The sequence below is a fragment of the Stenotrophomonas maltophilia genome, assembly GCF_006974125.1.
Lineage (GTDB): Bacteria > Pseudomonadota > Gammaproteobacteria > Xanthomonadales > Xanthomonadaceae > Stenotrophomonas > Stenotrophomonas maltophilia_O.
This window is the reverse complement of record NZ_CP037858.1, coordinates 3,531,533-3,554,704: the sequence shown is the minus strand read 5'-3', so window position 1 is coordinate 3,554,704 and position 23,172 is coordinate 3,531,533. Positions and strand designations below refer to the sequence as shown.

The window sequence follows — 23,172 nt, the reverse complement described above, 5'->3', positions numbered from 1 at the left end:
CCTTCGGCTGATCCGAAGGCTCAGGCGTTGCAATGAGGGCATCACATGCGGATGGATATCGCCGACCTGCGCCTGTTCCTGGCCATTGCCGAAGCCGGCAGCATCACGGCCGGCGCGGCCCAGGCGAACCTGGCACTGGCTTCGGCCAGCGAACGCCTGCGCACGATCGAAGCCGATGCCGGCACCCCGCTGTTGAACCGGCATCCACGTGGCGTCAGCCTGACCGAAGCCGGTGCCACCCTCGCCCACCATGCACGCCTGATCCTGCAACAGCAGACGCAGCTGCGCGGCGAACTGCAGGCGTTCGCGCATGGTGCGCGCGGCACCCTGCATCTTTATGCCAATACCGCAGCACTGACCAACTACCTGCCCTCGCGGCTGGCACCGTGGCTGGCCGAACGCCCACGCCTGCACGTGGAACTGCTGGAGCGCACCAGCCCCGAAGTCGTGCGTGCGATCAGCGCTGGCCAGGCCGAGGCCGGCATCATCAGTGATGCGGTCGACGCTGCCGGCCTGCAGCAGCATGTGGTCGCCGAAGATCCACTGGTGATGCTGCTGCCGGCCGACCATCGCTTCGCATCGCGGCGCAACGTGGCTTTCGCCGAGGTTGCCGGCGAGACCTTCGTCGCCCTGGCCGATGGCAATGCACTGCAGACCTACATCGAAGACCAGGCGCGCGACATCGGGCGCCGCCTGGACGTGCGCATCCGCATGAAGACCTTCGAAGGCGTGTGCATCATGGTCGGCCACGGCATTGGCGTCGGCATCGTGCCGCGGACCATCGCCCGCCAGCATCGGCGCAGCACGCATACCGTCGCCGTGCCGCTCGCCGATGCATGGGCACAACGTCGCCTGTGTGCGTGTTTTGCCGAGTGGACGCAGCTGTCACCGGCGATGCGCAGCCTGCTGCATCACCTGGGCGTGCAGCCGCAGAAAAAAGTGTGAAATGTTGTTGACACACTCTCTGCCGTACCGCACAATTCATCTCCTGAGTCGCCCAGGTGGCGGAATTGGTAGACGCACTAGTTTCAGGTACTAGCGGGTAAAACCGTGGAGGTTCGAGTCCTCTCCTGGGCACCACGACTCAAGATGATCAAACCCGCGAAAGCGGGTTTTTTCGTTTCCGGGGTTTGCAGCGTCAACGCGATGATTACGTCTGCGCCCACGGTAGATCCACGCTATGCGTGGATGCATCCGGTGTTCGCAGGAATGCACACACAAAAACCCCGCCTTGCGGCGGGGTCAAAATACAGCACGTGTTTCCAGGGAGTTTTCAGTGCCCGCCACCGGCGGCCGCACCTGCGCCTGCGCCGAACGGCGGTTTGGCCAGCCACAGGAACGCGATGATCGCCAGGAAGATCCAGCCCAGCAGGAAGAAGATGTCGTTGAAGCCCATCTGCGATGCCTGGTGGTTGATCATGTTGTTCAGTACCGCCGCGCCATGTTGCAGGTCGCCCTGCCCCATCGCTGCCACCTGGTCCTGCATGCCCGGCTGATAGACCGAGATGTGCTCGGTCAGGTCGGCATGGTGCACCTGGGTGCGCCGCGCCCACAGCCACGTCGTCAGCGACGCCGCGAAACTGCCGCCCAGCGTACGCAGGAAGGTGGCCAGGCCGGAGCCCGCCGCGATCTCGCGCCCATCCAGGTCCGACAGCAGGATCTGCAGCACCGGCATGAAGAACAGCGCGACGCCGATGCCCATGATCAGCTGTACGCCCGCTACATGGTTGTAGTCCACCTGCAGGTTGAAGTTCGAACGCAGGAAACTGGTCATCGACAACACGATGAACGCCACCGTGGCCAGCATGCGCATGTCGAAGCGTGATGCGTACTTGCCCACGAACGGGGTCATGATCACCGGCAGGATGCCGATCGGCGCCGTCGCCAGGCCCGCCCAGATCGCGGTGTAGCCCATGTCACGCTGCAGCCACTGCGGGATCAGCAACGCCACGCTGAAGAACGCCGCGTACGCCACCACCATCGCCAGCGTACCGGCGCGGAAGTTGCGATGCCGGAACAGCTTCAGGTCGACGATCGGATCCTTGTCGGTCAGTTCCCAGATCAGGAACACTGTCAGCGTCACCACCGCCACACACGCCAGCACCACGATCTTCATCGACGAGAACCAGTCCTCGTCATTGCCCAGGTCGAGCACCAGCTGCAGCGCACCGACACCGATCACCAGGGTGACCAGGCCGACGTAGTCCATCTTCGGCTTCTCGATGTGCTCCGGGCGCCCCTTCAGCTGGTTGCCCACCACCAGTGCAGCGAAGATGCCCAGCGGCACGTTGATCAGGAAGATCCATTCCCAGCTGTAGTTGTCGGTGATCCAGCCACCGAGGATCGGGCCGCAGATCGGCGCCACCACCGTGATCATCGCCAGCAGCGCCAATGCCTGCCCGCGTTTCTCGCGTGGATAGATCGAGACCAGCAGCGACTGCGTGATCGGGTACATCGGGCCGGCCACGAAACCCTGCAGCGCACGCGACAGCACCAGCATGCCCATGCTCTGCGCCAGGCCGCACAGCAGCGAGGTGATGACGAAGGCCAGCGTGGCCCAGACGAACAGCTTGCGTTCGCCGAAACGACGGCTGAGCCAGCCGGTCAGCGGCAGCGCGATGGCCGTGCTGACCGCGAACGAGGTGATGACCCAGGTGGCCTGCTGCGAACTGGCACCAAGGTTACCGGCGATGGTCGGCAGCGAGACGTTGGCGATGGTGGTGTCGAGCACCTGCATGAACGACGCCATCGCCAGGCCCACGGTGCACAGGGCGACGCTGGGCGGCAGGAACCCGGAGGCCGCACCCGGCGCCGCCGGTGCGCCCGGAGCGCCGGGCGCGGCTGGAGCTTGTGCGGACATGGCGACCTCAGCCCACCTTCGCCTGCTGCGGCAGGTTGCCCTGGATGATCGTATGGATCACCTCATCGGCATCATGCAGCTGCTTGGCATACACGTCGGTGTCGAACACCGTGCCCTTGGCCGGGGCGCTCGGCAGCACTTCGCCCTTCTGGTCGCGCAGGCTCACTTCGGCCTTCATCGACAGGCCGATGCGGAGCGGGTGCTCGGCCAGCTGCTTGGCATCGATGGCGATGCGTACCGGCACGCGCTGCACGATCTTGATCCAGTTGCCGCTGGCGTTCTGCGCCGGCAGCAGCGAGAACGCCGAGCCGGTGCCCAGGCCCAGGCTCTGGATGCGGCCCTTGTACTTCACGTCGCCGGCGTACAGATCCGACTTCAGCTCCACTTCCTGGCCCAGGCGCATGTGGCGCAGCTGGGTTTCCTTGAAGTTGGCCTCGACCCACATCTGCTCGGTCGGCACCACCGCCATCAGGGCATTGCCCGGCTGCACGCGCTGGCCGACCTGCACCGAACGACGGGCAACGTAGCCGGTCACCGGCGCGACGATGCCGGCGCGGGCGTTGTTGAGGAAGGCCTGACGCAGCTGCGCGGCGGCGGCCTGCACGTCCGGCTGGGTGGCGATCACGGTGTCGTCGACCAGCGCGCGGTTGCGCTCGACGGTCTCGCGCGAACCGGCCACGGCGGCTTCGGCAGCGGCCAGCTCGTCACGGGCATGGGCCAGTTCTTCATTGGAGATGGCACCGGTGGCGGCCAGGTCCTTGCGACGGGCGAAATCTTCGCGCACGCGCTTCAGGGTCACCTGGCGGGCGTTCAAGTCCGCCTGCGCGCCCTCCACGCTGCGGTACAGGCCACGGGTCTGGCGCACGGTCTTGGCCAGGTTGGCTTCGGCCTGCTGCAGTGCCACCGAGGTGTCGGACGGATCCAGCTGTACCAGCAGCTGGCCGCGCTCCACGCGCATGCCGTCATCGGCGTTGATGGCGACCACGGTACCGGCCACCAGCGGGGTGATCTGCACCTGGTTGCCCTGCACGTAGGCGTCGTCGGTCTCTTCGAACCAACGGCCGAACATGAAGTACCACAGCGCCAGTGCTGCAAGCAGCAGCACGACGATCACGAACAGGCCGCGCAGCAGGTTGCCGCGGCGGTTGGGGGCGGCCGGGGCCGCGGTGTCTTGGGTCTGGCTCATGGCAGGCGTCTTCAGGAATGCGAGGAATTGGAATGGGAGGCGATCGGTGCGAGGTCGGCTTCAGCGGGCTGGAAACCACCGCCCAGCGCCTTGCTCAGGCGCACCGAGGACTGCACCTGCTGCGACTGCAGCCCGGCCAGCTGCTGCTGCGACTGCAGCAGGGTGGACTGCGCGGTCAGCACGTCCAGGTAGCTGCCGATGCCGGCGCGGTAGCGCTGCTGGGCCAGATCGAAGGCCGAGCGCGCGGTGTCCACCGCCTGCTGCTGCGAGTGCGCCTGCTGCGCCAGCGAACGCACCGCGTTGACCTGGTCGGCAACGTCGCGCAATGCGTCGAGCACGGCCTGGTTGTAGTTGGCCACCGCCAGGTCGTACTGCGCATCGGTGTTGGCCAGGTTGGCGCGCAGCTTGCCCCCCTCGAAGATCGGCAGGCTCAGCGCCGGGCCGATGTAGGCGAAGGTGGAGCTGCTCTTCAGCAGGTCGCCCACGTTCGGGGCGACCACGCCGGCCAGCGCGGTCAGGTTGAAGCTCGGGTAGAACTTGGTCTTCGCAACCTTGATCTGCTTGTCGGCCGCTTCCACGCGCCAGCGTGCGGCGACGATGTCGGGGCGACGACCCAGCAGTTCGCTGGGCAACACGCCCGGCAGTTGCAGGGCCATCGGATTCAACGGCTGCGGGCGCTGGATCGACAGGCCGCGGTCCGGCCCCTTGCCGACCAGCGCGGCCAGCGCGGTGCGGGCGGCATCGATGCGCTGCTGCGCGGCCTGCACCTGCTGCTGCGCGGCGGGCACGCGGGCCTCGGCCTGGCGCACCTGCAGATCACTGTCGATGCCGGCGCTGCGGCGCTGGCGGGTCAGTTCCAGCGACTTCTGCGAACGGGCCAGCTCTTCCTCGGCCACGTCGTTGAGCTGCCACGCATAGGCCAGGTCGGCATAGGCCTGGGTGATGCCGGTGGACAGGTTCAGGCGTGCAGCCTGGGCTTCGACAGTGGCGGCATGGGCGCCGTCCACGGCCGCTTCCCAGGCAGCGCGCTTGCCACCCCACAGGTCCACGCCATAGCTGAAGTCGAAGGCGACCTGGCTGCTGCCGGCGTAGTGGCCACCCATCTCGCTGCCGGCCATCGACTCAGGCAGGCGCAGGCCGGTATAGCCACCGGACACCGACAGGCTCGGCAGTCGATCGGCACGCGCGGTACCCACCTGGGACTGGGCCTGGCGCAGGCGCGCATCGGCGGCGTCCAGGCTCGGGTGACCGGCCAGGCCTTCGGCAACCAGGGCGTCCAGCTGTGCATCGCCCAGCGCCTTCCACCAGTCCTGCGCCGGGAAGCCGGTGGCGCTCAGGTCGGTGTCGGCCAGGGTGCGTTCGCTGTGCAGGCTGTCCACGTCGAGCACATGGCCCTGCGGGTTGAGGCCACGACTGCTGGCGCAGGCGGCCAGGGCCAGGGCCAGCGCTGACACCAGCAGCGCGCACCCGGACCGGCGGAGAGTGGAATGCGGGATCGGGTTCATGGGGTCGTCAGGGAATCGCGGATTCGGGTAAGGAGGGACAGCAGCAGCGTGCGCTCGTCGGCGGAAAGATCACGCAGGGCGTAATCCATCACCGCGTCGCCGCGCAGCTTCAGCCGCGCCCACAGTGCGCGGCCTTCATCGGTCAGCACGATCTGCAGCGCACGCCGGTCCTGGGCATGCGGTTCGCGGCGGACGCAGCCCAGCGACTCCAGCTTGTCCAGCAGGCGGGTCACCGCACTGGGCACCTGGTCGATGGCCTGGGCCAGCTCGTTGGCCGTGCACGGGGCCATGTTGGAAAGCACCTTCAACCCGATGTAGTGGGTGAAGCCGATACCCAGGTCTTCTTCAGCCATGGATGCGTCGAGTTGACGGACCAGGCCGTCGCGCACCTGGCGCAGCAGCAGGCCGAAGCTGGGGGGAGTGGTTGCAGGACAGATCATGGGGGAGCATTCTCTTCCAAAAAAAATATTTCTCAATGGAAATATTCGATCTGGCATCGAATGCTGTGTTGCAGCAGCGGGCTGGATCAATGAAGGCGCCTACCTTAATGATCTGGTCAGGTGGCCCGGTAGTACAATTCAGCCAATGGATGACACATTTCAGCCAGCGGATATGATGAACAAGGCAGAAATCCCCCCTTCCAAGCGGTTGTTGCGCGACGACGCGCTGGATTGGTTCGAGCGCAATGACGGGCCACCGGTTGTCGCTTTCCGCTTCGACAGCCCCCTGGGCCTGGTCCGTGAAGTGGACTGGCACCACCACCAGCGCGCGCAGCTGATCTGCGTCGAACGCGGCCTGCTGACCACCCGGACCTCGCACGGCACGTGGTCACTGGCGCCGGGCTCGGCCGGCTGGATGCCGCCGCTGGAGCCGCATACGGTCACCCTGGACGGCCCGCTGCGCGGCTGGGGCATGGCACTGGCCGCGCCGGCCTGCGCCACCCTGCCCGCCGATCCCTGCGTACTGGGCCTGTCCAAGCTGGCGCAGGCGCTGGCCGACCGCATCTGCGAATGGCCGCTGGGCTATGACACCACGCCCGAGCGCCAGCACATCATCGAGGTGCTGCTGGATGAGATCCGCACCGCGCCGCGACAGCGCATGCATCTGCCGATGCCGCACGACCGGCGCCTGCTGAAGATCGCCTCGCAGCTGCTGGCCGACCCGTCCGACGAGCGCAGCCTGGCCGAATGGGCGCATTGGGCCGGCCTGTCGCCGCGCAGCCTGACCCGTCACTTCCGCGACGAGACCACGCTCAGCTTCGCCCAGTGGCGGCAGCAGGCCCGCCTGTCCGAGGCCCTGCGCCAGCTGACCGACGGCCGCAGCGTGGCCGACATCGCACACGCGCTGGGCTTCAGCAGCGCCAGCGCCTTCGTCACCGTGTTCCGCCGCCACTTCGGGCTGCCGCCGGGGCGCTACCTGGCACGGGCCGGACATGGCCTGGAAACCGGGCTGGACCCTGCGCGCGGCTTGGCATCCCCCGCCGCATCCGGATAATCACAGGATTGCGAGCGGCGACCGCCGTCGCCGCCTCCCGACAACAGGTAACAACGCCGCATGACCGAACTTGCCCGCCCCGTGTTCCACGGATTCGAACAACTGCCGCTGCGCGAGTACGCCGAACGCGCCTACCTCGACTACTCGATGTACGTGGTCCTGGACCGCGCCCTGCCGTTCATCGGCGACGGCCTGAAGCCGGTGCAGCGCCGCATCATCTATTCGATGAGCGAGCTGGGCCTGAATGCCGCGTCCAAGCCGAAGAAGTCCGCGCGCACCGTCGGTGACGTCATCGGTAAGTACCACCCGCACGGCGACAGCGCGTGCTACGAGGCGCTGGTGCTGATGGCCCAGCCGTTCTCGTACCGCTACCCGCTGATCGAGGGCCAGGGCAACTTCGGCTCCAGCGACGACCCGAAGTCGTTCGCGGCGATGCGTTATACCGAATCCAAGCTGACCCCGATCGCCGAAGTGCTGCTGGGCGAGCTGGGCCAGGGCACCACCGACTGGGCACCGAACTTCGACGGCACCCTGCAGGAACCGACCTGGATGCCGGCGCGGCTGCCGCACCTGCTGCTGAACGGCACCACCGGCATCGCCGTGGGCATGGCCACCGACGTGCCGCCGCACAATCTCAACGAGATCGTCAGCGCGCTGCTGCACCTTCTGGACAACCCCGAGGCGACCGTGCGCGACCTGTGCGAGCACGTGCAGGGCCCGGACTACCCGTCCAGCGCCGAGATCATCACCGCCGCCAACGATCTGCGGAACATGTACGAGACCGGCAACGGCAGCGTGCGTGCGCGTGCGACCTTCACCAAGGAAGCCAACAACATCGTGGTGACGGCGCTGCCGTTCCAGGTGTCGCCGTCGAAGGTGATCGAGCAGATCGCCGCGCAGATGCGCGCCAAGAAGCTGCCGTGGCTGGAAGACATCCGCGATGAGTCCGACCACGCCAACCCGGTGCGCGTGGTGCTGGTGCCGCGCTCCAACCGCGTCGACGCCGAACAGCTGATGGGCCACCTGTTCGCCACCACGGACATGGAGCGCAGCTACCGCGTCAACCTCAACGTGATCGGGCTGGACGGCCGTCCGCAGGTGAAGAACCTGAAGATGCTGCTCAGCGAATGGCTGACCTTCCGCAGCAACACCGTCACCCGCCGCCTGCAGCACCGCCTGCAGAAGGTCGAGCGCCGCCTGCACCTGTTGGAAGGCCTGCTGGTCGCCTTCCTCAACCTGGACGAGGTGATCCACATCATCCGTACCGAGGACGAACCGAAGGCCGCGCTGATCGCGCGCTTCGGCCTGTCCGACGACCAGGCCGAGTACATCCTGGAAACCAAGCTGAAGCAGCTGGCCCGCCTGGAGGAGATGAAGATCCGTGGCGAGCAGGACGAGCTGGCCAAGGAGCGCGAGAAGATCCTCGGCATCCTCGACAGCAAGGCCAAGCTGAAGAAGCTGATCCGCGACGAACTGACCGCCGACGCCAAGAAGTTCGGCGATGCACGCCGCTCGCCGCTGGTGCAGCGCCAGGCCGCGCAGGCCATCGACGAGACCGAGCTGGTGCCGAGCGAGCCGATGACCGTGGTGTTGTCCGAGAAGGGCTGGATCCGCGCGGCCAAGGGCCACGACGTCGATGCATCCGCGCTGTCCTACCGCGACGGTGATGCGCTGCAGGGCGCGGTGCGTGCGCGCAGCACCCAGCAGGTTGCGTTCCTCGACAGCGAGGGCCGCGCCTACTCCACGCCGGTGCACACCCTGCCCTCGGCGCGCGGCAACGGTGAACCGCTGACCGGCCGCTTCTCGCCGGCACCGGGCACCAGCTTCGTGACCCTGGCCAGTGCCGAGCCGGATGCCCGCTTCGTGCTGGCCTCCAGTCATGGCTATGGCTTTGTCACCCGCTTCGAGAACCTGATCGGTCGCAACAAGGCCGGCAAGGCGATGCTGAACCTGTCGTCCGGTTCCTCGGTGCTGACCCCATCGGTGCTCGCCAACGTGGCCACCGACCGCATCGTGGCGGTGACCAGTTCGGGCAACCTGCTGGCGATTGCTGCCAACGACCTGCCGGAACTGGACAAGGGCAAGGGCAACAAGATCATCGAGATCCCGAAGGCCAAGCTCGCCACCGAACGCGTGGTCGCCATCGTGGCGATCAGCCCGGGGCAGACCCTGCAGGTACGCAGTGGCCAGCGCACCATGGGCCTGAAGTTCAATGAGCTGGACGCCTACCTCGGCGCCCGCGCCACCCGCGGCCACCTGCTGCCGCGCGGCTGGCAGAAGGTGGAAGGGTTGTCGGTGGAGTGAGGGCTGGGGGTCGGACCCCGTTCCAACGGAACGGGCTCTGACTCCGGACACGAAAAAGCCGGGGAATTCCCCGGCTTTTTCGTTGTCGGCTGGCGGGCGGTGGAGCAGCTGGCGGGCGAAGGCTGGCTGGCGGTGCTCCGGTGCTGGCGGGCGACAGAACGCTGTGCTTCGTCTGGTAGAGCCGACCGCTGGTCGGCTGCCTTTTGAAGTGCAGCCGACCAGCGGTCGGCTCTACCGGGTGGTCGCCGGGAATTGCCCGGCGCCCCCTGCGGCTCAGTGCGCCGGGGCGCCGTTGCCGTCGATCTTGCTCAGCTGGTACAGCTCCAGGCCGATGCGCTTGATCAGGCCCAGCTGCTGCTCCAGCCACCAGGCGTGGTCTTCCTCGGTGTCCTTCAGCTGCGCCAGCAGGATGTCGCGGCTCACGTAGTCGCCGTTCTCCTCGCACAGCTTCATGCCGGCGGCCAGATTGTTCCGAACGGCGTATTCAGTATCGAGATCCTTCTGCAGCATCTCTTCCACGGTCTTGCCGGGCTCGGTGGCATGCGGGCGCATGTCCGGGTCGCCGCCGAGGAACAGGATCCGGCGCAGCAGCGCATCGGCGTGCTGGGTTTCCTCTTCCATCTCGTGGTTCAGGCGTTCGTACAGCGCGAACAGGCCCTGGTCCTCGTAACGGCGGGAATGGATGAAGTACTGGTCGCGGGCAGCAAGCTCGCCGCGCAGCAGTTCCTTCAGGCAGGCGATGACGTCCGGGTTGCCTTTCATGGGGGGGCTCCTGTGAATCGATGCGGCATAGGGTGCCCCATTTCAGAATACGGTGATCTAATCGGAATCAGTCGCAGTTGCGCCTGCGGCTACAATCGCCCCTCGAGTGCTGGAAGGACCTGCAATGCGACGTAGATGGCGTTGGATACTGGCTCTGCTGATCGCCATCGTGATGGCTGCGGTCCTGACAATCTGGCTGCTGCTGCGTGGCAGCCTGGCCGACCTGGACGGCGAGCATGCCCTGCCGGGGCTGGCCAAGACGGTCACCGTCGAGCGCGATGCGCTGGGCGTGGTCACCATCACCGCCGGCAGCCAGGCCGACGCCATGCGCGCATTGGGTCGCGTGCATGCGCAGGAACGCTATTTCGAAATGGACCTGATGCGCCGCAGTGCCGCCGGCGAGCTGTCGGCGCTGTTCGGGCCGAAGGCCATCGACGCCGACAAGCGCATGCGCGTGCATCGGCTGCGCGCGCGCACCGAGGCGAACATGCGGGCTGCGCTGGGCGACAACATCGAAGCCGTGAGCGCCTATGTCGGTGGGGTCAATGAGGGCCTGGCCGATCTCTCCGTGCGCCCGTGGGCCTACCTGCTGCTGCGGCAATCACCACAGCCCTGGCAGGCCAGCGACAGCGTGCTGGCCGGGCTGGCCATGTATGCCGACCTGCAGGATCCGGGCAACCAGACCGAGCTTGCGCTGAGCCGCATCCGCGCGGTGGTGCCACCGGCGCTGTATGCGCTGATCGCCCACGACGGCACCGAATGGGATGCACCGCTGTTCGGCGAACCCACCGGCAACGCCGCCCTGCCCGATGCCAGCCAGCTTGACCTGCGCACATTGAAGGCAACATCCGGCACCGCGCAGGAAGAGGCGGACGCCGTCGGCAGCAACAACTTCGCGGTGGCCGGGGCGCTTACCGCCGATGGCCGCGCGATCGTCGCCGACGACATGCACCTGGGCCTGCGTGCACCGGGCCTGTGGTTCCGCGTGCGTCTGCGCTACCCGGACCCGCAGGCTGCCGGCGGCCAGGTCGATGTCACCGGTTTTTCGCTGCCCGGTCTGCCCGCGGTGATCGTCGGCAGCAACGGTCACGTGGCCTGGGGCTTCACCAACAGCTACATCGACACGGCGGACTACCGCACTGAACCGGCCAACGCCCCGGCGACCGTACATGAAGAACGCATCACCGTAGCCGGCCAGGCCGACGTGGTGTTCCCGGTGCGCGAAACCGCCTGGGGGCCAATCCTGCATACCCACGCCGACGGCAGCGGCGACGCGCTGCGCTGGGTCGCCCAGCTGCCCGGCGCGGTGCGCCTGGACTTCGGTGACCTGGCCCGCGCCGGTGACCTGGACACTGCCCTGCAGTTCGCCGACCACGCCGGCATCCCCGCACAGAACCTGGTGGTCGGCGACCGCAGCGGACGCATCGCCTGGCGCCTGATCGGCGCCCGCCCGGACCGCGGCCCCGGCTGTGCGCCTGCGGGCTTCACCGCCGCCAACAACCAGGACTGCGCACCCTGGCCGATCCGCAGCGATGCCTCACCGGCACTGATCGACCCACCCAACCATCGCCTGTGGACCGCCAACGGCCGCGTTCTGGACGGCGAGGCACTGGCCGCCGCCGGCAACGGTGGCTATGACCTCGGTGCACGGGCGCGGCAGATCCGTGACCTGCTGGCGATCCAGGAGCGCTTCGACGAGCACGATCTGCTGGCGATCCAGCTCGATGACCGCGCCGTGTTCCTGCAGCGCTGGTGGGCCCTGCTGCACGACGTCATCGAACGCAGTGACGACCCTGCACTGAAGCGATTGAAGGCGGTCAGCCATCAGTGGGGCGGGCGCGCTTCAGCCGACTCGGTCAGCTACCGGGTGGTGCGCGAGTTCCGCACGCAGGTGATGGAGACGCTGTCCGATGCGCTGCTGGCACCGGCCAATGCGCAGCTGGGTGAGGACTACCTCGATCCGCGCCTGGCGCAGCTGGAAGGCGTAGCCTGGCCGATGCTGCAGCAGCGCCCGGCCAACCTGCTGCCGCCGGCGTTCGACAGCTGGGATGCGCTGCTGATCGATGCAGCACGCCGCACGGAAGCCGAGCTCTCCAGGCAGGGCCCACTGGCCAGGCGCACGTGGGGTGAACGCAACACCGCGGCGATCTGCCATCCCATTGCTCGCGCATTGCCGGACATCGCCAAGCGCTGGCTGTGCATGCCCGCCGACCGGCTGCCTGGTGACCGCGACATGCCGCGCGTACAGACGCCGAACTTCGGTGCTTCCGAGCGCATGGTGGTGTCGCCCGGCCACGAGGCCGACGGCTTCGTGCATATGCCCGGCGGCCAGAGCGGGCATCCGCTGTCACCTTACTGGGGTGCCGGCCACGAGGACTGGGTGCATGGACGCCCGACCCCGTTCCTGCCTGGCAAGGCACAGCACGTGATGACGCTGGTGCCGGCGCGTTGACGGCCGGGGTCAGATCCCTTTTCCAGAGGAAAAGGGATCTGACCCCACCTCCACGCCTGCATGGATGCCCCCCAGCGCTCAGGCCCTGCGCCGCTCGATCAGGTTCAGCAGCGGCCCGGTCATCGCCGTGGTCACCAACGCCATGATCACCAGCACCGCGAACAGGCGGTCGCCGAGCAGGCCCAGCTCGTAGCCCAGGTTGAGCACGATCAGCTCCATCAGGCCACGGGTGTTCATCAGTGCACCCAGCCGCCACGCCTCGCGCGTGGGCATGCCGGCGCTGCGTGCAGCACTGAAGGTGCCCAGCAGCTTGCCGGCCGTGGCCACCACGATCACCACCGCGCACAGCACGATATCGCTGGCCTGCAATGCATCGGCGCGCATGCGCAGACCGGTCATGGCGAAGAACAGCGGCAGCAGCAGCGTCACCGCGAACGGTTCGACGCGGGCCATCAGCAGCTCGCGCAGCTGCACGTTGGACGACACTGCCACGCCCGCAGCAAAGGCACCGAACAGCGCATGGATGCCGAGCATCTCGGTGACCAGCGCACTGGCCAGCGACAGCAGCAGAATGCCCAGCAGCCAGCGCCCCTCACGGCCCGGTGCGATCTGCTGGCGGGTGAACCAGGGCTTCACCAGCCCCAGCATCAACGCCACGAACGCAACCACGCACAGCAGGTTGAGGCTGGCCGGTAGCCAGCCACTGGCCTGGGCCGCTGCGACGATCAGCGCCAGCAGGCACCACGCGGTGGCGTCGCCCAAGGCGGCGCAGGCGATGGCGGTCTGGCCCAGCGATGTCTGCGTGATGCCGCGGTCGGCGAGGATGCGCAGCAGCACCGGGAACGCGGTGATGCTCATCGAGATGCCGACAAACAACGCGAACGCGGTGAAGCCCACACCTTCGGGGCCGTGCTGCGGATACAGCCAGATCGCCAGAGCGACGCCAAGCACGAACGGCACCGCGATGCCAGCATGGCTGACCGTGAAAGCAAAACGGCGGCGGCCACGCAGTGCCGCCAGGTCCAGCTCGGCACCGGCTACCAGCAGGAACATCAATACGCCCAGCTGGCTGAGCATGCCCAGCGGGCCAAGCGAGCTGGCCGGGAACAGGGCGCCATGCAGCTGCGGCAACAGGCTGCCGAGCACCAGCGGCCCCATCATCAGGCCGGCGGCCATCTCGCCGATCACCGCCGGTTGCCCAAAGCGCTTGAGCAGCGCACCTGCGCCCTTGGCCACCAGCAGCAGCACCAGCAGCTGCAGCAGGAACAGGCCCAGCGGTGACGCCAGATGCTGCGCCCAGCTGCCTTCGGCAGCAGCCGTGGCACGGGCGACCGCCTCGGGCGCCGCCGGCCCGGCATACCGCGCCAACAGCACGCCGACCAGCAGCGGGACACCGGCCCAGGCCAGATAACGCCATCCCCATTTCGTGGGCGGCGCGTTGCCGCCTGCCTGTACGTCCATGAACATTCCCCAATGCGCAGGGGGGCGATGATACAAAAAGGGGACGGAGGGGATTAAGTCGTTTGTGCCACTAACGACTTAATCCCCTCCGTCCCCTTTTTGGGGCTTAGGCCAGGGCCTGCGCGTGCACGCCGGCAATCGCGCGTCCGGAAGGGTCGGCAGCTGCGGCGAAGCTGGCATCCCAGGCGATCGCCGCCGGCGACGAACAGGCGATCGACTTGCCGCCCGGCACGGTCTCCGCCGCCGCGCGGCTCGGGAAGAACTGCTCGAACAGGTGGCGGTAGTAGTACGCCTCCTTGGTCTGCGGCGGGTTGTGCGGGAAGCGCTTGTCGGCCGCCGCCAGCACACGGTCGCTCACCTGCGCCTCGGCATGCGCTTTCAGTCCGTCGATCCAGCCGTAGCCGACGCCATCGCTGAACTGCTCCTTCTGACGCCACAGGATGCTGTCCGGCAGGTAGCCATCGAATGCCTCGCGCAGCACCGCCTTCTCGATGCGGCGGCCACCGAACCCGGCACCGACCATCTTGTGCGCGGCATCGAAGCGCATCGCCACGTCGAGGAATTCACGATCCAGGAACGGCACGCGCGGCTCCACGCCCCAGGCCATCATCGACTTGTTGGCACGCAGGCAGTCGTAGTTGTGCAGGGCGTCGAGCTTGCGCACCAGCTCATCGTGGAATTCGCGCGCGTCCGGCGCCTTGTGGAAGTACAGGTAGCCACCGAAGATCTCATCGCTGCCCTCGCCGGACAGCACCATCTTCACCCCCATCGCCTTGATCCGCCGCGCCAGCAGGAACATCGGTGTCGATGCACGGATGGTGGTGACGTCGTAGGTTTCGATATGGCGGATCACTTCCGGCAGTGCATCCAGGCCTTCTTCGAAGGTGTATTCGAACCCGTGGTGCACCGTACCCAGCGCTTCGGCGGCGATCGCAGCGGCGGCCAGATCGGGCGAGCCCTTCAAGCCGATCGCGAACGAGTGCAGGCGCGGCCACCAGGCTTCGGTCTGCCCGCCGTCTTCGATGCGGCGGCGTGCATAGCGCGCGGCCACCGCCGCCACCAGCGACGAGTCCAGGCCACCGGACAGCAGCACGCCGTACGGCACATCGCTCATCAGCTGGCGTTCCACCGCATGCTCGAAGGCCTGGCGCAGTTCGGCCAGATCCGCCTGGCGGCCCTGCACGTCGGCGTAGTCACGCCAGGGTTGCTGGTAGTAGCGCACCAGCTCACCGCTGGCGCTGTCGAAATAGTGGCCCGGCGGGAACTGCGCGACATCGGCGCAGGAATCGACCAGCGCCTTCATCTCCGAAGCCACCCGCAGGCGCCCCTGCGCATCGTGGCCCCAGTACAGCGGCACCACCCCGATCGGATCGCGCGCAACCAGCACCCGGCCGACATCACGGTCCCACAGCGCGAAAGCGAAGATGCCGTTGAGCTGCTCCAGCCACTGCGCTGGCGATCCGCCCTGGCGGTACAGCGCGTTGATCACTTCGCAGTCCGAGCCGGTCTGGAAGTCGTAGGCGGTGGTCAGCGCGGCCTTCAGCTGCTGGTGGTTGTAGATTTCGCCGTTCACTGCCAGCGCCAGCTGCCCATCGGCCGACAGCAGCGGTTGCGAGCCGCCGGCCGGATCGACGATGGCCAGCCGCTCGTGGACCAGCAGTGCGCCTTCGTCCAGGTACACGCCGCTCCAGTCCGGGCCCCGGTGGCGCTGGCGCTGCGACAGTTCCAGCGCATGACGGCGCAGGGCGGGAAGATCGTCACCGGCCTGCAGGCCGAAGATTCCGAAGATCGAACACATGGCGGAGCTCCTGTTGGGGAATTTCACGAGGGGAAGGTGTTCGACCGGCCATCCAGGCCCGGGAAGGCTGCGCCCGGGCACAAAAAAACCCGCATCGGCCGATGCGGGTTTTCTGGTGTCCGGGCGTGTATTGCTGTCTATCTACCCAGGGCGCAGTCCCGCATCGGCCGCGCACGATTATTCGCGCGCAGATTATTGCGGTTGTTGTTATTGACGGCGGTGGCCAGGCGGATCGACATGGGATCGACCGTACCCCGGTTTCCGGCGCGACGCAACAGTTGCGTTGGCAACCACACGTGAGGCGCATAATGGCGCGCCCCGCAATGTGTAATGGAAATGCAACACCGCACTGGATGCACCGCCGTACTGGCCGCCCTGCTCTGCCTGGGCCTGACGGCGTGCCAGACCCTGCCCCCGCCGTCCAGGCTGCCACCGGCACAGCAGCAGGCCCTGGAACAGCGCGGCAGCGACGGCAGCTTTGACGGCGCCTGGGATACCGCAGAGACCTTCGAGCGCTTCAACGATCCGCGCGCACTCGCCTACTACGAGCGTGCCGCTGCGATCACGCCATGGACCTTCCACAACACCAAGGCGGAAGAGGCACTCGGCCGGATCTGGACCTCCGGCATGCTGCGGCATGCCGACAGCCCCCGCATCGATCCTGCACCGGTGCTGCGTGCGTCCTGGCGACGTGGCGAACGCGCCTATCTGGCGGCCGCCAACCACGGCAATCCCTATGCGTTCTACGGGCTCGCCAAGGCCTATCGCCAGCGGGGCGACGCGCAACAGGCGCTGCGCTGGGACCTGCGCGCGATGATCTACCAGCGCTATCCAAGCCGTTCCTCGCGACTGCCGGATGCAGTGGCCGCGCAGGGCGACACCGTGCATCCGCTGGTTGCGCGCATCCAGCGTCGCGCGGCGCGTGGCGATGCCGAAGCGCAAGTGGATCTGGGCGCACTGCTGGAGAAAGGCATGGGACTGCCGCGCGATCCGGCACGTGCGTTGCAGCTGTACCAGCGTGCCGGGGAACAGGGCAATGTCTTCGGCCAGTACTTCGCCGGGCTGCTGCTGGGCCGGAGTGCGCCAGGCGTGGAGAAGGACACCGAGGCGGCGGCACGCTGGTTCGCGAAGGCCGAGGCACAGCGCTTCTACATGGCAGCGCCGAGTTACTGGAAGAAGGCGGTCGAGCCGCCGTTCTTCATTTTTTCGGAGTAGTGCCGGCGGGCGGCGTGCCGACCAACGGTCGGCACCCACCGTCGCAGGCTCACACCAGCAGCCGTTCCACCAGCCGCTGGTACAGCCCGGGCAGTGCTTCCAGTTCGTCCACGCGCACGTTCTCGTCCACCTGGTGGATGCTGGCGTTGACCGGGCCTACTTCGATGCACTGCGCACCCAACGGCGCGATGAAGCGCGCATCGGACGTGCCGCCGCCGGTGCTTTCCTCCGGCGCACGGCCGATGTGCTCGGCCAGCACCGCCCGTGCGGCGGCGCGAAGCGTGCCTTCCGGGGTGTAGAACGGCTCGCCGCTGCGGTGCCACTTCAGCGTGTACTGCAGGCCATGCCGGTCCAGCAGTGCGGCGATCTCTGCTTCCAGCTTCGGCGCGTCCCAATGCGGGTTGTAGCGGAGGTTGAAATCCACTTCGAGCTCGCCGGGAATCACGTTGTTGGCACCGGTGCCGGCGTGGATGTTGGAAATCTGCAGGCTGGTCGGCGGGAAGCTCTCGTAGCCATCGTCCCAGCGTCGCGCACTCAGTTCGGCCAGTGCCGGCGCCGCCTGGTGGATCGGATTGCGCGCCTTCTCCGGGTACGCCACATGCCCCTGCACCCCCTGCACGCGCAGCTTGGCGGACAGGCTGCCGCGGCGACCCACGCGCAGCAGATCGCCCAGCGCCGCGGTCGACGACGGCTCACCGGTGATGCACCAGTCGATGCGCTGCCCGCGTGCGGCGAACAGGCGTGCAACGTGGCGCACCCCATCGATGGCATCACCCTCTTCGTCGCTGGTCAGCAGCACCGCCAGCGTGCCGGGATGGTCGGGATGGGCGGCGACGAACTGCTCGGCGGCGACCACGAACGCAGCCACGCTGCCTTTCATGTCGGCGGCACCGCGCCCGTACAGCACGCCATCGCGGATCTGTGGGGTGAACGGGTCGCTGGTCCAGGCTTCGCGCGGGCCGGTTGGCACCACGTCAGTGTGGCCCAGCAGGACCAGCACCGGTGCGCCCTGGCCATGGGTTGCCCACAGATTGTCGACCTCGCCCAGACGCAGGTGGTCACAGTGGAATCCAGCCTGCTTCAGCCGCGCCGCCAACAGCGCCTGGCAACCTGCATCGTCCGGCGTCACCGAAGGCCGTGCGATCAGCTCGCAGGCCAGGTCGAGCACGGCACTCATGCGTCGCCCACGCCGAAGCGTGCCTTGAAGCCATTGTCACTGAAACCCTGGCTGGCCCTGCCATCGGCGTTGACCACCAGCGGGCGCTTGATCAGCTGCGGGTACTCGCGCAGCAGCAGCTTCCACTCGGCCTCGGAATCGGCGGCCTTGCGGTTGTCGGGCAGCTGCCGCCAGGTGGTGGAGGACCTGTTGACCATCGCCGCCAGCCCCCCCAGCTGTTCGGCCCATTCCAGCAGCATTTCCGGGCTGGGTTTGTTCTCGCGGTAGTCGACAAAGGTGTACGGCACGCCGAAGCGGTCCAGCCACTTGGTCGCCTTCTTGCAGGTATCGCAGTTCTTCAAACCGTAGACAGTGGTGCTCATGGCCATCTGTGATGCTGGAAAACAGGGGGCCAGAATCTCACAACAGGCGCTCGGACACGACCCGGAACGGCACCCTCGGCAAACGGAAGGCCAGGCCCGATTCAAGCGCCACGCCCATCGCCTGCAGGCGCGGGCAATGCAGTTCGCCTTCCAGGCGCAGCGGCTGCAGGCTGTCGACGTCCACCGGCAGCGCGATACGGGTGCTGGCCCAGCGGCGATCACAGGTGCGGGCGATGGCTTCGTCCTGGCAGGTCAGGAAGCGTAGCAGGGCCTGCTGGCCACCGAAGGCCGCCGCCCACGCGGCATCCGCGCAGTCGGCAGCAACCCGCCACTGCAGGCGAAGGTCTGGTGCACTGCCCTGCCCGCCTTCGATCAGCGTGTGGCCACGACCGGCGGCATCCAGCACATGTTCGAAGCGGGTGGAAAGATGCGGCTGCATGGCATCACTGAACGCACGCGCCCCGGCGACGAAGGCCAGTTGGTCCATCACGTTGCGATCAAACAGCACCACCGGCGTGGCGTCCGGATCGTCGTCACGGCACAGGTACCAGCGCCAGTTGCTCTGCTGCGGCGACGGCATCAGCGCGCGCAGCGGCCCGGCCAGCGCGGGCCCGAAGTGCCCGTGACGGTAGCTGAGGATGGTGTACGGCGTGCGCCCGGCATGCACCACGTAATGATGGCCCGGTGGCGGCGTTGGTGCGTGACGCACGTCGACCCACCAGCTCGCGTAGACCACGTCGCGCACATCGCTGGCCAGTGCCGGCATCGGCCAGCGCCGCGACAGCGCGCGACGCAGCCGGCTCCAGCGGGATGCATGCAGCAGGCGCGGCAGCATCCGCCCGAACGCGTTGTCGGACGGATGCCGGTAGATCGCGGACTGCGCCAGGTCTTCCGGCGCAGCCACCTTCAGTCGGCCAGGCCGCGCAGCAGGTCGTTGACGCTGGTCTTGCTGCGGGTCTTGGCATCGACCTGCTTGACGATCACTGCGCAGTACAGCGAGTGGGTGCCGTCCTTGCTCGGCAGCGAGCCGGACACCACCACGCTGTAAGGCGGGATGTAGCCGTAGCTGATCTCGCCGGTGGCGCGGTTGTAGATGCGGGTGCTCTGGCTGAGGAACACGCCCATGCCGATCACGCTGTGGTGGCCAACCACCACGCCTTCCACCACTTCCGAACGCGCGCCGATGAAGCAGTGGTCTTCAATGATGGTCGGGCTGGCCTGCAGCGGTTCCAGCACGCCGCCGATGCCGGCGCCGCCGGACAGGTGGCAGTGCTGGCCGATCTGCGCGCAGGAACCCACGGTAGCCCAGGTATCGACCATGGTGCCTTCGCCGACGTAGGCGCCGATGTTGGTGAAGCTCGGCATCAGCACCACGTCCTTGCCGAAGTACGTACCACGGCGGGCGATCGCACCCGGCACCACGCGCACGCCACCACGGCGGAACCTGGCTTCGTCATAACCGGCAAAACGCGATTCGACCTTGTCCCAGAACGGCGCCGGGCGCGCATCGACCACAGCCATGTCGTTGACACGGAAGTACAACAGCACCGCCTTCTTCAGCCACTCGTTGACCTTCCAGCCACCGTGGCCGTCCGGTTCGGCAACGCGGAATTCGCCGCTTTCCAGGCCATCGATCACACGGTTGACCAGCGGCTTGGTCGAGCCTTCCAGTTCGTGCAGGGTCAGCGTGGCGCGGCGTTCGAAGGCACTTTCGATACCGAACTTCAGTTCTTCCACGCCCGGCGCGGCCGGCTTGCGCAGCGACTTGCGGGCGATGGTTTCGGCGCGTGCGGCTTCTGCACTCTTGGCCGGGGCCTTCTTGGGTGCCGCCACCTTCTTCGCCGGCGCCTTCACCGCTGCGGCTTTCTTCGGCGTGGCAGCCTTCTTCGCGGCCGGCACGGCGGCAATTTTCCTGGCCGCTGCGCTCTTGGCGGTGGCAGCAGTCTTCTTAACGGGCTTGGTGGCCATCAGGCGGGGTCTCCGGCGTTTCGATCAGGGTCCAGGCAGGCCAGCATCGCGTCATGCAGCTGCTGCCGGGCAGGTTCAGTCAGGGGGAGGTCGTGTTCGTCACTGATCACGAAGGTGTCTTCGGCGCGTTCGCCGAACGTGGCAATGCGCGCATCATGCACGCGCAGGCCCTGGTTGCGCAGCACGAACGCCACGTCGGCCAGCAGGCCGGGGCGGTCGGGCGCGACCAGGGCAAAACGGGTTGCGCCCGGTTCATCGCGGAACTCGATGCGCGGGGCGAAACGGAAATGGCGCAGCTGGCGTGGCACCACCCGGCGCGACGGGCGCAGGCGCGACAGGTCACCACTGAGTGCCTCGCGCAGCGCGGCCTCCAGGTTGGCGCTGCTGCCATCGGCGAAGCTGTCGGCCGGGTTCACTTCGAAGGTATCGAAAATGGTGTCGGCCGGACCATCCAGCACCCGCGCGCGATGGATGCCGTAGCCCTTGCGGTCCAGGGTCATCACGATGGCAGCGAACAGGCCGTCGCGGTCCGGCGAATGCACGAACACTTCCAGTGCCGGGTCGTCGACGCTGATGCGGCGCACCTTCACCAGCGCCTGGCCCTGTTTCACCGGTACCAGTGCGGCAGCCTGCCAGGCCAGCTGCTCCGGGCGCAGGCGGATGAAGCCTTCGTCGGGCATCACGGCGAACTGGCGGTCGATGGTGGCATCGTCATACCCCTGCTCGCGCACCAGCGCACGCACGCTGTCACGCGCCTCGGCCACGCGCTCGGCGGCAGGCACCGGGTGCTCGAGGCCTTCACGCAGCGCGCGCCGGGTCGCGAAATACAGGTCGGCCAGCAGGCGGTCCTTCCACGCGTTCCACAGCTTCGGGCTGGTGCCGGCGATATCGGCGCAGGTCAGCAGGTACAGATAGTCGAGGCGGTCGCGACTGCCGACCAGGGTCGCAAAGCGATGGATCACCACCGGATCGGCGATGTCCTGCTTCTGCGCGGTCACCGACATGCGCAGGTGCTGTTCGACCAGCCAGGCCACCAGTTCGGTGTCGGAGATGCTCAGGGCATGCGCCTGGCAGAACGCGCGTGCATCGACCGCGCCCAGTTCGGAGTGGTCGCCACCGCGACCCTTGGCAATGTCATGGAACAGGCCGGCCAGCAGCAGCAGCTCCGGCTTGCGCAGGCGCGGCCACACCTCATGTGCGATCGAGAAGCGCTCGTCGGCACGGCTGCTGGCGAACTGGCCGATGTTGCGCAGGACCATCAGCGTGTGCTGGTCCACCGTATAGACATGGAACAGATCGAACTGCATGCGCCCGCTGACCTGGGCGAATGCCGGAATCCACTGGCCGAGCACGCCCAGCCTGGCCATGCGCGAAAGCGTATCGACCGGGCGCTGGCCACGCAGCAGGGCCAGGAACTGCTCGCGCGCGTCGGCGTCGGCCTGGTCGTAGGCCGGCAGCAGCGGCAGCGATTCGGCCAGCGCGCGCGCGGTCAGCGAATGCAGGCCGCGCACCTGCGGGTTGTTGGCCCAGCTGGAGAACAGCGCGAACACCTGGCCGATATCGCCACGCGGCCAGTCGGCATCATTGGCCGCCAGGTAGCCGCGTCGCAGGGAAAAACCCACGGTCAGCGGTTCCGGCTGCGCCTCGCCATCGAACTGTTCCTCGAAGCGCTGCAGCAGGCGGTCACTGATCCGGCGCACCACCAGAGCGGCGCGGTAGAAGCCCTGCATCATCTTTTCGACACCGAGATTCTCGGCATCGTCTTCGAAGCCCAGGCGCGCGGCCAGGGTCTTCTGGTAATCGAAGCGCAACCGTTCTTCCGGGCGCCGCGCCACCAGGTGCAGGCCAAAGCGCAGACGCGCCAGCACCGCACGCTCGCGCTTCAGCGCGGCCGCTTCGTCGGCACCCAGGTGGCCCAGGCCGACCAGCGCTTCCAGGTCGCGCACGCCGAAGGCGCGCAGCGCCATCCAGCCCAGCGTGTTGAGATCGCGCAGGCCGCCGGGGCCATCCTTGAGATCCGGCTCCAGGTTGTCGGCGGTGTCACCGAAACGCTGGTGGCGGTTGCGCAGCTCTTCCAGCTTGGCCAGGAAGAAGGCACGTGCAGGCCACAGCTCCCGGTCGTCGATGGCCTCGCGCAGCGCGCGTCGGGCAGCGTCCTCAGCCAGGATCGGACGCGCCTCGATCAGCGCGGTCAACACGGTCTGGTCGGCAGCAGCCTCGCGGCACTGCGCGGCACTACGCACCGCATGGCTGACTGCCAGCCCGCAATCCCACAGCAGCGCGAACAGGCGCGCCAGTGCGGATTCGTGCGCCAATTGTGCCGGCGGATCGCCGAACACCAGCAGGTCGATGTCCGAGCGCGGGAACAGTTCACCGCGCCCATAACCACCCACTGCGAACAGCGACAGGCCGCTGTCGACCGGCAGGCAGCGCTGCCAGGCCAGGCGGATCAGATGGTCGGCGGCACGCGCGCGCAGCGCCAGCAGGCGCTCGATGTTGTCGCCCTGGTCGAAGCGGCGGTACAGGCGCGCGTCGGCCTGCTGCAGCGCCTGGCGCGCGGCAGCAGCCCAATCCGGGTCGTTGAGCGACGCGGCCGGCGTGTCCAGCAGCGAACTCGCCGGCAGCATC

17 protein-coding genes and 1 tRNA gene are annotated in these 23,172 nt (G+C 67.5%); 6 read left to right on the top strand and 12 right to left on the bottom strand.

The annotated features are described in order from the left end of the window. The first annotated feature begins 45 nt into the window (after positions 1-45). Together EZ304_RS16260 and EZ304_RS16255 are read left to right on the top strand one after the other, a co-directional pair. A complete protein-coding gene (locus EZ304_RS16260) occupies positions 46-945 on the top strand; it encodes a LysR family transcriptional regulator (protein WP_142807609.1) in 900 nt (299 codons plus the stop codon). A 50-nt stretch (positions 946-995) separates the two neighbouring features. Then, positions 996-1,080 (top strand) — tRNA-Leu (locus EZ304_RS16255). Between the two features lie 193 nt (positions 1,081-1,273). Here the strand turns inward: EZ304_RS16255 and emrB are convergent. The 4 genes from emrB to emrR are packed head-to-tail and all read right to left on the bottom strand — an operon-like array spanning position 1,274 to position 5,991. Then, the gene (gene emrB, locus EZ304_RS16250) at positions 1,274-2,860 is read right to left on the bottom strand and encodes a multidrug efflux MFS transporter permease subunit EmrB (RefSeq protein ID WP_142807608.1); all 1,587 of its coding nucleotides are present in this window, start codon (positions 2,858-2,860) and stop codon (positions 1,274-1,276) included. Positions 2,861-2,867: 7 nt separating this feature from the next. After that, positions 2,868-4,046 carry a multidrug efflux MFS transporter periplasmic adaptor subunit EmrA gene (emrA, locus tag EZ304_RS16245; RefSeq protein WP_142807607.1) on the bottom strand — a complete coding sequence of 393 codons (1,179 nt, stop codon included), beginning with the start codon at positions 4,044-4,046 and terminating at the stop codon, positions 2,868-2,870. An 11-nt stretch (positions 4,047-4,057) separates the two neighbouring features. After that, on the bottom strand, positions 4,058-5,551 hold the full coding sequence (gene emrC / locus EZ304_RS16240) for a multidrug efflux transporter outer membrane subunit EmrC (protein ID WP_142807606.1): 1,494 nt from the start codon (positions 5,549-5,551) through the stop codon (positions 4,058-4,060). After that, positions 5,548-5,991 carry a multidrug efflux system transcriptional regulator EmrR gene (gene emrR, locus EZ304_RS16235; protein ID WP_126928107.1) on the bottom strand — a complete coding sequence of 148 codons (444 nt, stop codon included), beginning with the start codon at positions 5,989-5,991 and terminating at the stop codon, positions 5,548-5,550. Before emrR ends, emrC begins: the two co-directional genes overlap by 4 nt. A gap of 172 nt (positions 5,992-6,163) precedes the next feature. On the opposite strand from emrR, the gene EZ304_RS16230 reads away from it, so the two are divergent. Continuing rightward, positions 6,164-7,045: a helix-turn-helix domain-containing protein gene (locus EZ304_RS16230; RefSeq protein WP_185959191.1), complete on the top strand. Its 882-nt coding sequence runs from the start codon at positions 6,164-6,166 to the stop codon at positions 7,043-7,045. A 60-nt stretch (positions 7,046-7,105) separates the two neighbouring features. Continuing rightward, positions 7,106-9,349, top strand: coding sequence for a DNA topoisomerase IV subunit A (gene parC, locus EZ304_RS16225; protein ID WP_142807605.1), 2,244 nt, complete (start codon positions 7,106-7,108; stop codon positions 9,347-9,349). A 273-nt stretch (positions 9,350-9,622) separates the two neighbouring features. On the opposite strand, the gene bfr is transcribed toward parC, so the two are convergent. Beyond that, positions 9,623-10,111 carry a bacterioferritin gene (gene bfr, locus EZ304_RS16220; protein ID WP_010486279.1) on the bottom strand — a complete coding sequence of 163 codons (489 nt, stop codon included), beginning with the start codon at positions 10,109-10,111 and terminating at the stop codon, positions 9,623-9,625. Positions 10,112-10,235: 124 nt separating this feature from the next. Between bfr and EZ304_RS16215 the strand changes: the two genes are divergently transcribed. After that, entirely contained in the window at positions 10,236-12,563 is a 2,328-nt protein-coding gene (locus EZ304_RS16215) for a penicillin acylase family protein (RefSeq protein WP_142807604.1), read from the top strand. Between the two features lie 78 nt (positions 12,564-12,641). Here EZ304_RS16215 and EZ304_RS16210 read toward each other — a convergent pair whose 3' ends face one another. Together EZ304_RS16210 and asnB are read right to left on the bottom strand one after the other, a co-directional pair. Beyond that, on the bottom strand, positions 12,642-14,030 hold the full coding sequence (locus tag EZ304_RS16210) for a cation:proton antiporter (RefSeq protein WP_142807603.1): 1,389 nt from the start codon (positions 14,028-14,030) through the stop codon (positions 12,642-12,644). Positions 14,031-14,130: 100 nt separating this feature from the next. Next, positions 14,131-15,822 carry an asparagine synthase B gene (asnB, locus tag EZ304_RS16205; RefSeq protein ID WP_142807602.1) on the bottom strand — a complete coding sequence of 564 codons (1,692 nt, stop codon included), beginning with the start codon at positions 15,820-15,822 and terminating at the stop codon, positions 14,131-14,133. Between the two features lie 330 nt (positions 15,823-16,152). Between asnB and EZ304_RS16200 the strand changes: the two genes are divergently transcribed. Further along, a complete protein-coding gene (locus tag EZ304_RS16200; RefSeq protein ID WP_142807601.1) occupies positions 16,153-17,037 on the top strand; it encodes a tetratricopeptide repeat protein in 885 nt (294 codons plus the stop codon). Between the two features lie 49 nt (positions 17,038-17,086). Here EZ304_RS16200 and dapE read toward each other — a convergent pair whose 3' ends face one another. From dapE to EZ304_RS16175, 5 genes are read right to left on the bottom strand one after another with little or no spacing between them, the layout of a single operon-like run. Further along, positions 17,087-18,214 carry a succinyl-diaminopimelate desuccinylase gene (gene dapE, locus EZ304_RS16195; protein ID WP_142807600.1) on the bottom strand — a complete coding sequence of 376 codons (1,128 nt, stop codon included), beginning with the start codon at positions 18,212-18,214 and terminating at the stop codon, positions 17,087-17,089. After that, positions 18,211-18,582 carry an arsenate reductase gene (locus EZ304_RS16190; protein WP_185959190.1) on the bottom strand — a complete coding sequence of 124 codons (372 nt, stop codon included), beginning with the start codon at positions 18,580-18,582 and terminating at the stop codon, positions 18,211-18,213. Before EZ304_RS16190 ends, dapE begins: the two co-directional genes overlap by 4 nt. 31 nt (positions 18,583-18,613) lie before the next feature. Beyond that, positions 18,614-19,480, bottom strand: a complete 867-nt coding sequence (locus EZ304_RS16185; RefSeq protein ID WP_142807597.1) for a hypothetical protein — start codon at positions 19,478-19,480, stop codon at positions 18,614-18,616. Positions 19,481-19,482: 2 nt separating this feature from the next. Continuing rightward, entirely contained in the window at positions 19,483-20,544 is a 1,062-nt protein-coding gene (gene dapD, locus EZ304_RS16180; RefSeq protein ID WP_099551072.1) for a 2,3,4,5-tetrahydropyridine-2,6-dicarboxylate N-succinyltransferase, read from the bottom strand. Then, positions 20,544-23,171, bottom strand: a complete 2,628-nt coding sequence (locus EZ304_RS16175; protein WP_099551071.1) for a [protein-PII] uridylyltransferase — start codon at positions 23,169-23,171, stop codon at positions 20,544-20,546. The genes dapD and EZ304_RS16175 overlap by 1 nt, the downstream gene beginning before the upstream one ends. Position 23,172 lies beyond the last annotated feature (1 nt).

What these genes read in the sequence shown, in the direction of transcription:
- EZ304_RS16260 (WP_142807609.1), top strand. Translation starts at nt 46, where the DNA reads ATGCGGATGGATATCGCCGACCTGCGCCTGTTCCTGGCCATTGCCGAA.
- emrB (WP_142807608.1), bottom strand. Translation starts at nt 2,860, where the DNA reads ATGTCCGCACAAGCTCCAGCCGCGCCCGGCGCTCCGGGCGCACCGGCG.
- emrA (WP_142807607.1), bottom strand. Translation starts at nt 4,046, where the DNA reads ATGAGCCAGACCCAAGACACCGCGGCCCCGGCCGCCCCCAACCGCCGC.
- emrC (WP_142807606.1), bottom strand. Translation starts at nt 5,551, where the DNA reads ATGAACCCGATCCCGCATTCCACTCTCCGCCGGTCCGGGTGCGCGCTG.
- emrR (WP_126928107.1), bottom strand. Translation starts at nt 5,991, where the DNA reads ATGATCTGTCCTGCAACCACTCCCCCCAGCTTCGGCCTGCTGCTGCGC.
- EZ304_RS16230 (WP_185959191.1), top strand. Translation starts at nt 6,164, where the DNA reads ATGATGAACAAGGCAGAAATCCCCCCTTCCAAGCGGTTGTTGCGCGAC.
- parC (WP_142807605.1), top strand. Translation starts at nt 7,106, where the DNA reads ATGACCGAACTTGCCCGCCCCGTGTTCCACGGATTCGAACAACTGCCG.
- bfr (WP_010486279.1), bottom strand. Translation starts at nt 10,111, where the DNA reads ATGAAAGGCAACCCGGACGTCATCGCCTGCCTGAAGGAACTGCTGCGC.
- EZ304_RS16215 (WP_142807604.1), top strand. Translation starts at nt 10,236, where the DNA reads ATGCGACGTAGATGGCGTTGGATACTGGCTCTGCTGATCGCCATCGTG.
- EZ304_RS16210 (WP_142807603.1), bottom strand. Translation starts at nt 14,030, where the DNA reads ATGTTCATGGACGTACAGGCAGGCGGCAACGCGCCGCCCACGAAATGG.
- asnB (WP_142807602.1), bottom strand. Translation starts at nt 15,822, where the DNA reads ATGTGTTCGATCTTCGGAATCTTCGGCCTGCAGGCCGGTGACGATCTT.
- EZ304_RS16200 (WP_142807601.1), top strand. Translation starts at nt 16,153, where the DNA reads ATGGAAATGCAACACCGCACTGGATGCACCGCCGTACTGGCCGCCCTG.
- dapE (WP_142807600.1), bottom strand. Translation starts at nt 18,214, where the DNA reads ATGAGTGCCGTGCTCGACCTGGCCTGCGAGCTGATCGCACGGCCTTCG.
- EZ304_RS16190 (WP_185959190.1), bottom strand. Translation starts at nt 18,582, where the DNA reads ATGGCCATGAGCACCACTGTCTACGGTTTGAAGAACTGCGATACCTGC.
- dapD (WP_099551072.1), bottom strand. Translation starts at nt 20,544, where the DNA reads ATGGCCACCAAGCCCGTTAAGAAGACTGCTGCCACCGCCAAGAGCGCA.
- EZ304_RS16175 (WP_099551071.1), bottom strand. Translation starts at nt 23,171, where the DNA reads ATGCTGCCGGCGAGTTCGCTGCTGGACACGCCGGCCGCGTCGCTCAAC.